Source organism: Domibacillus sp. (assembly GCF_031181085.1).
Classification (GTDB): Bacteria; Bacillota; Bacilli; order Bacillales; family Domibacillaceae; genus Domibacillus.
Map to the genome: position 1 here is coordinate 288,891 of NZ_JAPSLE010000001.1, position 12,874 is coordinate 301,764.

At 44.8% G+C, this 12,874-nt stretch carries 11 protein-coding genes; 9 read left to right on the top strand and 2 right to left on the bottom strand.

Features of this window, described 5'->3' with window-relative positions:
• Positions 1-11 precede the first annotated feature (11 nt).
• The gene (gene pyc / locus RIN81_RS01645) at positions 12-3,449 is read left to right on the top strand and encodes a pyruvate carboxylase (RefSeq protein WP_309086998.1); all 3,438 of its coding nucleotides are present in this window, start codon (positions 12-14) and stop codon (positions 3,447-3,449) included.
• Positions 3,450-3,496: 47 nt separating this feature from the next.
• Here pyc and RIN81_RS01650 read toward each other — a convergent pair whose 3' ends face one another.
• Positions 3,497-4,402, bottom strand: coding sequence for a COX15/CtaA family protein (locus RIN81_RS01650; RefSeq protein ID WP_375164473.1), 906 nt, complete (start codon positions 4,400-4,402; stop codon positions 3,497-3,499).
• Between the two features lie 372 nt (positions 4,403-4,774).
• On the opposite strand from RIN81_RS01650, the gene cyoE reads away from it, so the two are divergent.
• From cyoE to RIN81_RS01685, 7 genes are all read left to right on the top strand, one after another.
• Positions 4,775-5,617, top strand: a complete 843-nt coding sequence (gene cyoE, locus RIN81_RS01655; protein ID WP_375164486.1) for a heme o synthase — start codon at positions 4,775-4,777, stop codon at positions 5,615-5,617.
• Between the two features lie 83 nt (positions 5,618-5,700).
• Positions 5,701-6,786 (top strand): cytochrome c oxidase subunit II, encoded by a 1,086-nt coding sequence (coxB, locus tag RIN81_RS01660; protein ID WP_309087000.1) that lies wholly within the window; start codon positions 5,701-5,703, stop codon positions 6,784-6,786.
• 33 nt (positions 6,787-6,819) lie between these two features.
• Positions 6,820-8,697 carry a cbb3-type cytochrome c oxidase subunit I gene (locus tag RIN81_RS01665; RefSeq protein ID WP_309087001.1) on the top strand — a complete coding sequence of 626 codons (1,878 nt, stop codon included), beginning with the start codon at positions 6,820-6,822 and terminating at the stop codon, positions 8,695-8,697.
• The gene (locus RIN81_RS01670; protein ID WP_309087002.1) at positions 8,697-9,326 is read left to right on the top strand and encodes a cytochrome (ubi)quinol oxidase subunit III; all 630 of its coding nucleotides are present in this window, start codon (positions 8,697-8,699) and stop codon (positions 9,324-9,326) included. Before RIN81_RS01665 ends, RIN81_RS01670 begins: the two co-directional genes overlap by 1 nt.
• 3 nt (positions 9,327-9,329) lie before the next feature.
• Positions 9,330-9,662, top strand: a complete 333-nt coding sequence (ctaF, locus tag RIN81_RS01675; protein ID WP_242232150.1) for a cytochrome c oxidase subunit IVB — start codon at positions 9,330-9,332, stop codon at positions 9,660-9,662.
• 132 nt (positions 9,663-9,794) lie between these two features.
• Positions 9,795-10,700 carry a cytochrome c oxidase assembly factor CtaG gene (gene ctaG, locus RIN81_RS01680; RefSeq protein WP_309087003.1) on the top strand — a complete coding sequence of 302 codons (906 nt, stop codon included), beginning with the start codon at positions 9,795-9,797 and terminating at the stop codon, positions 10,698-10,700.
• A gap of 61 nt (positions 10,701-10,761) precedes the next feature.
• Positions 10,762-11,226 carry a DUF420 domain-containing protein gene (locus tag RIN81_RS01685; protein WP_309087004.1) on the top strand — a complete coding sequence of 155 codons (465 nt, stop codon included), beginning with the start codon at positions 10,762-10,764 and terminating at the stop codon, positions 11,224-11,226.
• Positions 11,227-11,261: 35 nt separating this feature from the next.
• Here the strand turns inward: RIN81_RS01685 and RIN81_RS01690 are convergent, their stop codons facing one another.
• The gene (locus RIN81_RS01690) at positions 11,262-11,618 is read right to left on the bottom strand and encodes a YugN family protein (RefSeq protein WP_251270350.1); all 357 of its coding nucleotides are present in this window, start codon (positions 11,616-11,618) and stop codon (positions 11,262-11,264) included.
• Between the two features lie 213 nt (positions 11,619-11,831).
• On the opposite strand from RIN81_RS01690, the gene RIN81_RS01695 reads away from it, so the two are divergent.
• Positions 11,832-12,848 carry a CAP domain-containing protein gene (locus RIN81_RS01695; protein WP_309087005.1) on the top strand — a complete coding sequence of 339 codons (1,017 nt, stop codon included), beginning with the start codon at positions 11,832-11,834 and terminating at the stop codon, positions 12,846-12,848.
• Positions 12,849-12,874: the final 26 nt, after the last annotated feature.

Consider the following 12,874-nt stretch of genomic DNA (forward strand, 5'->3'; position numbering starts at 1 on the left):
GAGAGATGAAGATGAAAAAAATCAGCAAAGTGCTGGTGGCAAACAGGGGAGAAATTGCCATCCGCGTATTCCGCGCCTGCACAGAACTACATATCCGGACAGTAGCTGTTTACTCGAAGGAAGATTCAGGTTCATATCATCGCTATAAGGCCGACGAAGCATACTTGGTAGGAGAAGGAAAAAAACCAATTGATGCTTATCTTGATATCGAGGGGATTATTGAAATTGCCAAGCAGGCAGAGGTTGATGCCATTCATCCCGGCTACGGATTTTTATCTGAAAATATCGAATTTGCGAAACGTTGTGAAGAGGAAGGTATTATCTTTATTGGACCAAAATCCGCTCACCTTGATATGTTTGGCGATAAAGTAAAAGCACGCACACAGGCGATCAACGCAGAAATTCCGGTTATTCCAGGCACTGATGGACCGGTTGGCAGCTTAGATGAAGTCATTGAATTCGGGAAAAATTACGGCTTCCCTATTATCATCAAAGCGGCTCTTGGCGGCGGCGGCCGCGGCATGCGGATTGTTCAAAACCTCGGAGAAGTGCGTGAAGCATACGACCGTGCGAAGTCTGAAGCCAAAGCAGCCTTTGGTAATGACGAAGTGTATGTAGAAAAATTTGTTCAAAATCCAAAGCACATTGAAGTGCAAATTATCGGCGACCATGAAGGAAATGTCGTTCATTTGTATGAGCGTGACTGTTCGGTTCAGCGCCGTCACCAAAAAGTAGTAGAGGTAGCACCAGCCGTTTCGATTTCAGAAGACCTGCGTGACCGTATCTGTGAAGCAGCTGTGAAGCTGATGGAAAAGGTGGACTACTTGAACGCGGGAACCGTGGAGTTCTTAACCGCAGGTGAAGACTTTTACTTTATCGAAGTTAACCCGCGCATTCAGGTTGAACATACGATTACGGAGCTGATTACAGGAATCGATATCGTGCAGACGCAGATCCTCGTAGCAGAAGGCCACGGACTGCACAGCGACAAGGTCGGCATTCCTGAGCAGAAAGACATTCGCACTATGGGGTATGCCATTCAGTCACGTGTTACAACAGAAGATCCTGAAAACGGCTTTATGCCGGATACGGGCCGTATCATGGCTTACCGTTCCGGCGGCGGCTACGGTGTCCGCCTGGATGCCGGTAACAGCTTCCAGGGTGCGGTAATCACGCCATACTATGATTCACTGCTTGTAAAAGTATCGACGTTTGCGATGACTTTTGAACAGGCCGCATCTAAGATGCTGCGGAACCTGCAGGAATTCCGGATCCGCGGAATTAAAACAAATATTCCGTTTTTGGAAAACGTTATGCGCCATGAGGATTTTATTTCAGGCAACTATGATACGTCTTTTATTGACAAATCACCTGAGCTGTTTGTATTCCCGAAACGAAAAGACCGCGGAACAAAAATGCTCAATTATATCGGCACCGTCACAGTGAATGGATTCCCAGGTGTGGAACAGAAGAAAAAGCCTGTCTTTGACACGCCGCGCATCCCGAAAGTCAAACTGTCCGAAAAACCGGCACACGGAACGAAGCAGATCCTGGACGAGCAGGGAGCAGACGGTCTTGTAAACTGGGTAAAAGAACAAAAAGAAGTGCTATTAACAGATACGACAATGCGCGATGCCCATCAGTCACTGCTTGCAACACGTATCCGCACAACGGATCTGACTCATATCGCACCGGCAACGGCCCGCCTTCTTCCAGAATTGTTCTCAATGGAAATGTGGGGAGGAGCGACGTTTGATGTGGCGTATCGCTTCCTGAAAGAAGATCCTTGGAAGCGTCTTGAAACGCTTCGCAAGCAGGTACCGAACATTCTCTTCCAAATGCTGCTTCGCGCATCGAATGCGGTTGGCTACAAAAACTATCCGGACAACGTCATTAAAGAGTTTGTCCAGCAGTCTGCCGATTCTGGCATTGACGTATTCCGTATTTTCGACAGCTTAAACTGGGTGAAAGGCATGGAGGTTGCCATCGATGCAGTCCGCCAGTCCGGTAAAATTGCCGAAGCGACGATTTGCTATACAGGCGATATCGATGATCCATCCCGTGCGAAATACAATGTAGAATACTACAAAAACATGGCGAAAGAGCTGGAAGCACAGGGTGCCCATATTCTGGGTATTAAAGATATGGCCGGCCTTTTGAAGCCGCAGGCTGCCTACCGCCTGATTTCCGAATTGAAAGAAGCGGTTGATATTCCGGTTCACCTGCATACGCACGATACTAGCGGCAACGGTGTGCTGATGTACACGAAAGCGATTGAAGCGGGTGTGGATATCGTTGATACGGCTCTCAGCACAATGGCGGGGCTTACATCACAGCCAAGCGCTAATACGCTTCATTATGCACTTGAAGGAACAGACCGGGCTCCATCTGTCAGCATCGATGCGCTTGAAAAGGTTTCTTACTACTGGGAAGATGTCCGCAAGTTTTATGCGCCGTTTGAAAGCGGCATGCTTGCGCCGCATACAGAAATTTACGAGCATGAAATGCCAGGCGGCCAGTATTCGAACCTTCAGCAGCAGGCGAAAGGCGTCGGCCTTGGCGACCGCTGGGATGAAGTAAAAGATATGTACCGCCGCGTGAACCTGATGTTTGGTGATATTGTCAAGGTAACGCCGTCTTCTAAAGTAGTCGGGGATATGGCTCTCTTTATGGTGCAGAATGACCTAACGGAGGAAGAAGTGCTGCTTCGCGGCGACAAAATTGATTTCCCTGACTCTGTGATTGAACTGTTTGAAGGCTATCTTGGCCAGCCGGTTGGCGGCTTCCCAGAGCAGCTGCAGAAAGTCATCTTAAAAGGAAGATCACCGATCACCGTACGTCCGGGTGAACTTTTGGAAGACGTTGATTTCGATGCCCTTCGCAAAGAGCTGGAGCAGGAAATCGGGGAAGAACCAACGGATCATGATGTGATTGCGTATGCCCTGTATCCAAAAGTGTTTACAGATTATGCAAAAGTAAAAGCACAGTATGGCGATATTTCGGTTCTCGATACACCGACGTTCCTGTACGGCATGCGTCTCGGTGAAGAAAAAGAAATCGAGATTGAAACAGGAAAAACACTCATTGTGAAACTCGTTTCGATCGGTCACCCGCAGGCGGATGGAACACGCATTTTAAGCTTCGAACTGAATGGCCAGCCGCGTGATGTGGTGATTAAAGATGAAAGCATCAAATCAGCCGTCAATGCGAAAGTGAAAGCTGATCCGAAAAATGAGGGTCATATTGCGGCCACAATGCCGGGTACGGTCATTAAAGTCATTCTTGAAAAAGGCGATAAAGTGAAGCGAGGGGATCATCTTATGATTACCGAAGCGATGAAAATGGAGACAACGGTACAGGCACCATTTGATGGAACTGTTAAAGCTGTCCATGTACAAAACGGCGAAGCCATTTCTACGGGCGATCTCCTGGTAGAACTTGAAAAATAAAATAGAAAACAAAAAGCACCGGTCTCAAAAGAGGCGGTGCTTTTTTGTTAAGTATTGATTCTGCTTCGGGAGACGAGCAGAATAAAGTAACACAACAGTCCAAACAAGCAGGATACAAATAAAGCGTGGGCGAGAGCGATATACAGATTTAAGTGGGTCCAAATAATAAACGCGCCTGCAATTGCCTGCAGTGAAACAAGAATGAAAGCAATCAGCCATCCGTAATATAAAACACGCTGGTGCTTATAGTATTTAAGGGCAAGGTAAGCGATATAAGCAATCCAGATGAAAATCAAGCCGGCTGCCGCCCGATGACTCATTTGAATCCACTGGTACAAATTTGAAGGCAGTATTTCATCATTTCCGCACAGCGGCCAGGACCCGCATACCATGCTGGATTTTGTATGGCGGACGAGCGCCCCCGTATATACAACGATATAGCTGTACAGGGTAACGCCGACAGTATGCCATTTCATTCGGCTGTCAATCACGATGGAGGAAGCATCAAATCGCTGATCCACTTCAAAAATAAGCAGGGTTAGCAATAAAACGGCAGAAAACGAAATAAGAGAGATGCCAAAATGAAGAGCGAGCACAAAGTCGTTTTGCCCCCACAAAACAGCCGCCGCTCCAATTAATGCCTGGACAAGCAGAAACAAAAAAGCTAGAGCAGAGAGGAATTTTGTTTCCCGCTTATGGCCGATACAGCGCCAGGAAAAAACAGACAGCGCTAAAACAAGAAGTCCGGCTGCACCAGAAACAGCACGATGGGAAAGCTCAATAATGGTTTCTGCCTGAATATTTTCGGGAATAACCTGTCCATGGCAAAGCGGCCAGTCGTTACCACAGCCAAGCCCGGAATCCGTTTTTGTCACAAGTGCACCGCCAATTAAAACTGCAAGCATAACCAATGTGGTCACAACTCCAAGCCATTTAAGCCAGCCGTTCAACATGCTCACCTTCTTCTCTCTATCTATCTATATCTAACCTTTTATATACGGGAAAGAAAGCCATTTCATTTTTGTCGATTCCCATATTTATTCTATTATCTTACAAAAAAGAATCACTGGAAACAAATCGTTTTTACGAGACACAAATTCGACATAAATCGTTCATCAGCCGTTCACATAAAAACGGTGAATATGATTTAATATGGAAGAGAGCGTCTATTTGCTTGAAATGTTTTTAAATTGTGTAGAAAAGCGCAGCTATATCCTTTATAGTAAGATTAAGATAGTGTGTTTAAAGAAAGGGGGGGAATAGTGTTGCGCAGTACAGCATTAGATAAAACAAGTGTGCCGGAAACAACGGCTGTAAAAGATTTTATGGCCTTGATTAAGATCGGCATCGTTAACTCCAATTTAATAACTGTTTTTACAGGTATGTGGCTGGCTTTTATTTTAAACGATATCCGGTTTTTAGCCAACCTGGATACCATTGCTTTAACACTCATTGGTTCCGCCCTTATCATCGCGGGCTCAGCAAGTTTGAACAACTATATTGACCGGGACATAGATCCTTTAATGGAGCGTACAAAAACAAGGCCGACAGTTACCGGAAAAATCAGCTATCCAAAAGTACTAACTATAGGACTTGCGCTTGTCATTGTCGGATCAGCGCTTTTATTTATGACGACCTTTACAGCAGGGGTGATCGGAGTCATTGGGATCATCAGCTACGTAGTGATTTACACAATGTGGTCAAAGCGCCGTCATGTAAGCAATACAATCGTTGGCAGCATCTCAGGTGCTGTGCCGCCTCTTATCGGTTGGGCTGCTGTGGACCCAACACTGGATATGCTGGCTTGGATGCTGTTTTTAATTATGTTTATCTGGCAGCCGCCGCACTTTTACGCATTGGCGATGAAGCGTGCTGATGAATATGGAAGAGCAGGAATTCCGATGCTTCCCACTGTAAAAGGATTTGCCGTTACAAAGCGCCATATGTTTGTTTGGACGCTGCTTCTCTTGCCGCTGCCGTTTTTCATGACAGAACTTGGCACGGCGTTTATCGTTCTGGCTGCCTTGCTAAACGTGGGCTGGGTTGCCCTGGCAGCAGCAGGCTTTAAAGCAAAAGATGATTTGAGATGGGCAAGGTATATGTTTATTTATTCATTGCAGTATTTAACCATTATTTTCGTTGCGATGGTTATCGTTACCGTTATTTAAACAGGGAATTCTTCTTTTAAGAAATCCATATATATGCACTGTTTTAGTAAACATTTCAAACGAAAGAGGGGTTGTAATACGCTATGAAAAGGAAGCTGACAAATTGGCGTCTTTTTACGTTTACCAGCCTGACGGTGCTCTTTCTGTCCGGCTGCGGCGAACCATTTCTTTCAACGTTGACTCCTGCTGGTGAAGCAGGCCAAACCGCCTATGATCTCATGTTGCTCAGCACATGGATCATGGTCGGCGTGGTCATCGTTGTCTCTGTTTTATTTGCCATTGCGGTTTTGAAGTTCCGCCGCAAAAAAGATGACCCGGCTATTCCAAAGCAAGTGGAAGGAAGCCATGTACTCGAAATGATATGGACAATTATTCCGATCATTTTACTGATTATTTTAGCAATTCCAACAGTTTTGGCTACATTTGATTTAGCTGACACAAAAGCAATGGATAAGAAAAAGGAAGACGGTACAACAGATGCCATGGTTGTAAACGTACGGGCCAATTTGTATTGGTGGGAATTTGAATATCCGAACCAAAAAATTATTACAAGCCAGGAGCTCGTTGTTCCGACAGACCAGAAGGTGTACTTTAACGTAAAAGCATCTGATGTAAAACACTCTTTTTGGATTCCAGCGGCCGGCGGGAAAATAGACACAAATGTAGAGAACGTTAATCAAATCTGGCTTGAGTTTGATGGTGAAAAGGCAGAAGAAGCAGACAATCTATTTTATGGGAAATGTGCAGAGCTTTGCGGCCCTTCCCATGCTTTAATGGACTTTAAAGTGCATGCGCTTCCAAAACAGGAATTTGACCAGTGGGTAACAGCGATGCAGGCAATCGACGCGAAAGCAGCAGAAGCAAAACCAGAGGATCCAGCTGCAGCTGCAGGGCAGGAAATATTCAATCAAAAGTGTTTGAGCTGTCATGCTGTTACAACGGCTGATGCACGTCCCGAAGCAGCCCGCACCGCGCCAAACCTTGCAGGATTTGGAGAACGTGAAAGAATAGCAGGTATTCTTGAGCATAACGAAGAAGAATTGAAGAATTGGATTTCAAATCCGGAAGAGTACAAACCAGGCAATAAAATGACAGGCACGTATGGAGAATTGTCTGATCAGGAAACAGATCAGCTTGCTGCGTACTTGATGAGCCTTAAAGTAGAATAAATATATAGAATCAGGGTAAAGGAGGTAAAACCGTTGAGTAGCATTACACATACACAAAAACGGGGATTTACCAGCACAGTTTGGGAATACTTAACGACAGTGGACCACAAGAAAATCGCTATTTTGTATTTGCTTGCCGGCGGCTTTTTCTTTATTGTCGGCGGTATCGAAGCGATGATGATCCGCATTCAGCTGGCTGTGCCGAATAATGACTTTGTCAGTGCCGGTTTGTTTAACGAAATTATTACCATGCACGGTACTACCATGATTTTCCTGGCTGCTATGCCGCTTTTATTCGCTTTTATGAACGCTGTGATGCCGCTTCAAATCGGCGCACGCGATGTAGCTTTTCCTTTTGTAAATGCACTTGGTTTTTGGCTGTTTTTTTTCGGCGGACTGTTTTTAAATCTTTCTTGGTTCCTGGGCGGAGCCCCTGATGCAGGCTGGACGTCCTACGCCTCACTTTCACTTGCTTCCGAAGGGCATGGCATTGACTTTTATGCTCTTGGGCTTCAAATTTCCGGCTTTGGCACACTGATGGGCGGCATTAACTTTTTAGTAACGATTATCAACATGCGTGCACCGGGAATGACGTATATGAGAATGCCGCTTTTTACATGGACAACATTTGTAGCGTCCGCTCTGATTTTGTTTGCATTTCCTCCGCTTACCGTTGGATTGTTTATGCTCATTTTTGACCGGATGTTTGGCTCAGGGTTTTTTGATGTAGCAATGGGCGGGAACACTATTATCTGGGAGCACTTTTTCTGGATTTTCGGCCACCCGGAAGTATACATTCTTGTCCTGCCGGCTTTTGGCCTTTTCTCGGAAATATTCCCGACTTTTGCGAGAAAGCGCTTATTTGGCTACTCATCCATGGTATTTGCTACGGTGCTGATTGGCTTTCTTGGATTTATGGTATGGGCACACCACATGTTTACAACCGGGCTTGGTCCTGTTGCCAATGCGATTTTCGCCGTTGCTACAATGGCTATTGCCGTTCCGACGGGCATTAAGATTTTCAACTGGATTTTAACGATTTGGGGAGGAAGCATTAAATTCACTGTGCCAATGCTGTACGCAGTTGCGTTTATTCCTTCTTTCGTGATGGGCGGCGTAACGGGAGTGATGCAGGCTGCTGCGCCAGCTGACTACCAGTTCCATGACAGCTACTTTATTGTTGCGCATTTCCACTATGTAATCGTAGGGGGAATCGTTCTCGGACTGCTTGGAGGCGCCCACTTTTATTGGCCGCTTATGTTTGGCACGATGCTTAGCGAAAAGCTGGGCAAAATTACGTTTGTGCTGTTTTTAGTCGGCTTCCATTTAACCTTCTTTATTCAGCATTTTCTTGGATTGATGGGAATGCCGCGCCGTGTATGGACATTCCTTGAAGGGCAGGGACTCGAGACAGGGAACTTAATCAGTTCGATCGGTGCTGGTTTGATGGCTCTTGGCATTCTCGTCCTGCTTGTGAATATCGTCATTACGCAGAAAAACAATATACAGGTAGGCAGAGACCCATGGAAAGATGGCCGTACACTTGAATGGGCGATTCCATCTCCGACTCCTTTCTATAATTTCAAGCAGCTTCCGCTCGTTCGCGGACTGGATGCTTTTTGGATCGAAAAGATGGAAGGAAAAACGGATATGACACCAGCTGAACCAATTGGTGACATTCACATGCCAAACAATTCGTTTGTGCCGTTTGTGATTTCCCTTGGGCTGTTTATCGCTGCATTTGGCGCCATGTATCATGCTGATGAAGGTAAGGACTGGGCCATTCCTGTGCTGATTATCGGTATGCTGATCACATTTGGCGCGATGCTGTACCGCTCCGTTAAAGATGATCACGGCTACCATATTCATAAAGAAGACTTGCTGGATGAGGCAGAAGGAGGAACACGGTAATGGCAGCTGAACAAAAATTCACTCCGCAGACGTGGCCCGAATCGCCTGAGCAGGCAACGCTTGAAGGGAAAAATAAGTTTCTTGGCTTTTGGTTTTTCCTGGGAGGCGAGACCGTTTTATTTGCTTCGTTATTTGCAACGTATTTAGCTCTGAAAGATAGTGTACCAAGCGATACGCATGCCAAAGCAAGTGACCTGTTTGAATTGCCGCTCGTTTTTTTTATGACAATGCTGCTTTTAACCAGCTCTTTAACATCGGTTTTTGCGATCTATCATATGAAAAACTACAGCTTTAAAAAAATGCAGCAATGGCTGTTTATAACCGTTGTGCTTGGCTTGGGCTTTCTTGCATGTGAAATTTATGAATTTTATCATTACTATCATGAGTTTGAACACAAATTTACAAGCAGCGCATTTGGATCTGCTTTTTATACGCTTGTTGGTTTTCACGGAGGACACGTCGTCTTCGGTCTTTCCTGGATTATTGCGTTGATGGTTCGAAATGCAAAACGTGGTCTTAATCTGTACAATGCACCTAAATTTTATTTAGCAAGTCTTTACTGGCATTTTATCGATGTAGTATGGGTGTTTATCTTTACGGTTGTATACTTAATGGGAATGGTGGGATAGCGAATGGCGAATTTACACCCAAAGTCAGGAGATCCTAAAGTTACGTATGAATATCGCCGTAAAAAGAATGCAGAAGAAATGAGAATGCAGGTTATTACGTTTACGATGATGATCTTTTTTACCGTCATTGCTTTTGCTGCAGTGGGAGCGGGTTTTTCTAAATGGTTTGTTGTTCCATTCGTATTGCTTCTAGCGGTTGTACAGGTCATCTTTCAGCTGTACTATTTTATGCATATGAGTCACAAAGGCCATGAAGCGCCGCAGTTATTTATGTACTCAGGCATCGTGGTAGCATTTGTGACGATTCTTGCTTTTTTAACGATTATTTGGCTCTGAGAAAAAAGTGCTCCCCGACATTGCCGGGAAGCACTCTTTTTTGTCAAGAACTTGTCATTTGCTGTCGTTGTCAAGTATGTGGGCGAACGATATAATATAGAGAAGCAGTGAAATACAAATGAGGTGGGAAAGATGCCGATCCGTATATTTGGTTTTTCCGCTCTTTGGAGCCCCTATTTTCTGGCTATACTGTTGGTTATAACCATGCTGTTCTTTTGGGTGACAACGAAAGGGTGCCGGAATTTTCAAAACAGTGAACCGCTCACAAAGCGCCAAGCGCTGCTGTTTGTAAGCGCGGTGATCATTTTGTATACCATCAAAGGCTCGCCGCTTGATCTGCTTGGGCATATTATGATGACCTACCATATGCTGCAAATGGCTGTGCTTTATCTTGTCGTGCCGCCTCTTTTTATTAAAGCGATTCCTTGGTGGATATGGCGGCCTGTTATGACTCTTCCTATAGTAAAACCGCTTTTTTCATTTTCATCGCGGCCGCTGCTTGCACTTATTTTATTTAACGGCTTGTTTTCTTTTTACCACATTCCGCTCATTTTTGATTTTGTTAAGATGAACGAAGTATTTCACAGTTTATATACGGTTATGTTGTTTTTCTTTGCGGTTTGCATGTGGTGGCCGCTTGTGAATGAGCAGCCGGGAGAAAAAGGGCTGGATGGATTAAAAAAAGTCGGCTGCATTTTTGCGAATGGCATATTGCTTACGCCTGCCTGCGCGCTGATTATTTTTGCATCCGCACCGCTTTATGCCACTTACTCTGATGGAACTGCATGGCTTAAAGCGATGGAGCTTTGTGTGCCTTCCTCCACGTTATCCAACTTGCAGTTAAGCGGACCGGAACTATTTTCTAACATGGCGGTTGTTGAAGACCAAAAAACCGGCGGCATTGTCATGAAAGTTGTACAGGAAATTGTATTTGGTGTTGTTCTGGCCCAGGTCTTTTTTGAATGGGTGAGAAAAGAAGAAAAAGAGGCGGACAGACTAACAGAGGCCGCACTTGCCCGGCACAATAAAACAATGTAATCTATTAAAAGAAATGGTCTGCCATTTCTTTTGTTTTACATAATGGAAGTGAGGAAGAAAAATGTCATTACCAATTTTGCCGACGATCAGTACGTTTTTTATCGTTTTGAGCGCTGTTTTCGTAGCGATCGGCTGGGCACAAATCAAACAGAGAAAAATAGAGAAACATAAAAAAACGATGCTTTTAGCAGGGCTTTTTGCTCTTACGTTTTTTACCATTTACGTAAGCCGCACGCTGTTTATTGGCAATACGGCATTTGGCGGTCCAGACAACATTAAAATTTATTATACGATTTTTTTGGTTTTTCATATTTTTCTGGCCACAACAGGAGCTGTTTTTGGCATCGTCTCTATTGCCAGCGGCTTGAAAAGTAAATGGGTCCTTCATCGGAAAATAGGGCCTGTGACGAGTGTTATTTGGTTTTTCACCGCGATTACCGGTGTAGCGGTATATTTGCTTTTGTATGTTTTTTATACAGGCGGTCCAACTACATCTATGTTTAAAGCTATTTTAGGCGGTCATTAAAAAAGCTTTCCTCTTTGAAAAGAGGAAAGCTTTTTTTATACATAATAAAGGATTTCTCCTTTTATATCGGTCAGCAGCTTTTCACAGGTTTGAACAAGAGACTCTGGAAAATATTCATTGTCCCCATATTCTACGCCGTGTGGATAATAGTGTTTGCCGAGAAGCGGCGCCATTAACTCGATCAGGGCATCTTCAGCTCCCACGTCTCCTTTTGCGGCAAAACCAAAGATACGTAAATAATATATACCTTCTTTTAATTCAAATTTGCGGTCATAGGTGACACGTTCATAATCCCACTGTCCTGCCAGAACCATCCCGTGCTGTTCCATGATATGAGTCAGCTGGTTCAAGTCAATTTGCATGCCTTCCAAGCCTGTATTCTCAAATTTCATACACATACCCCTTTCCGCTATATCATCCATTTATTTCTTCTTTTCATCATAGTCGAAAATGCGCTTTCACGCAATGGAGTGAAGGAGTAAAAGTGAACAAAATGCAATGCAGGCAAGGAAAGTTTTTGAAACATAGAAAGGGAATGATATACTGATGAAAGAAAGAGAAGGACTGGATAGGGAGATGATCGTCTGCGAGCTGTCTTTAAGATTTTGGTCATTTTTTTAATTATCATGCTGATTGGCATTTATGCTGACAAAGCAATAGATGAAAAGGGCGAGGAGCCGCCTTCACTGCCTCCCGTAAACAGCGGAAAGGTTGACCCCCGCCTGCCGGCAGATGTAGAACCGGCGCCGAAAGAAGGCGTGGGGACCCTGATCGGTGCGTCACAGGAAGTGCTTGTCAAAAAATACGGAGAGCCGGTTCGGAGAGAGCCATCTGCCTATGGCTATACATGGTGGGTATATAAAACGTCTGAAAGCTATATGCTTGCGGGAGTCCAAAACAGCCAAGTTGTCACGATTTTTGCAAAGGGAGAGATGAATACGTCTCCTTTCTTACTCGGCCGCTCTGCCAGCGAAATTTTCCGTTCCCGGTATCCAGAAGCCGAGATCGTAGCCCATGCAAATGACAGCTATTATCGCTTTGAATTGTCGGAAGAAGAGCTGAATATCAGGCCGCTTATTCCAGTTGGCGATTTTTACGCCCAGCTTTATATTGATCAGCAGACTGGCATTTTATCGGGTATCCGATTTATGACATCGGACGTTTTGCTGAAAATGAAGCCTTATGAGCTTGTGTATGAAGGGGTATTGCCGGAAGTTCCTTCACCGGGCAGGTCGGCATGGGTTCATATTGAGCGCGGAAGTGAAGCGCAGCTGGCTGATATAAGTCATTTCATCAGAGACAAAGAAGGTGTGCCGGCACTTGTTTGGGCGCCTGAATTAAACAGCGCAGCCAAGGCACACAGCCAGGACATGTTTGAAGCTGACTATTTTGGGCATCAATCACCTCGATTTGGAGATTTAAAGCAGCGTTTAACAAGAGCAGGTTTGTCTTTTGATCAAGCGGATGAAATGATTAATGCCAATTATCCGGACGCACCCGCTGCGATGGAAGCATGGCTCAATTCACCGGATGAGCGGGAATTGTTGTTGAGCGATACGTTTACTTCATTTGGTACCGGTGCCTACCGAACGCATTTTACACAAATTTTCACCGGAAAGTAACGATATGTGGTAGAATAAACCGATGG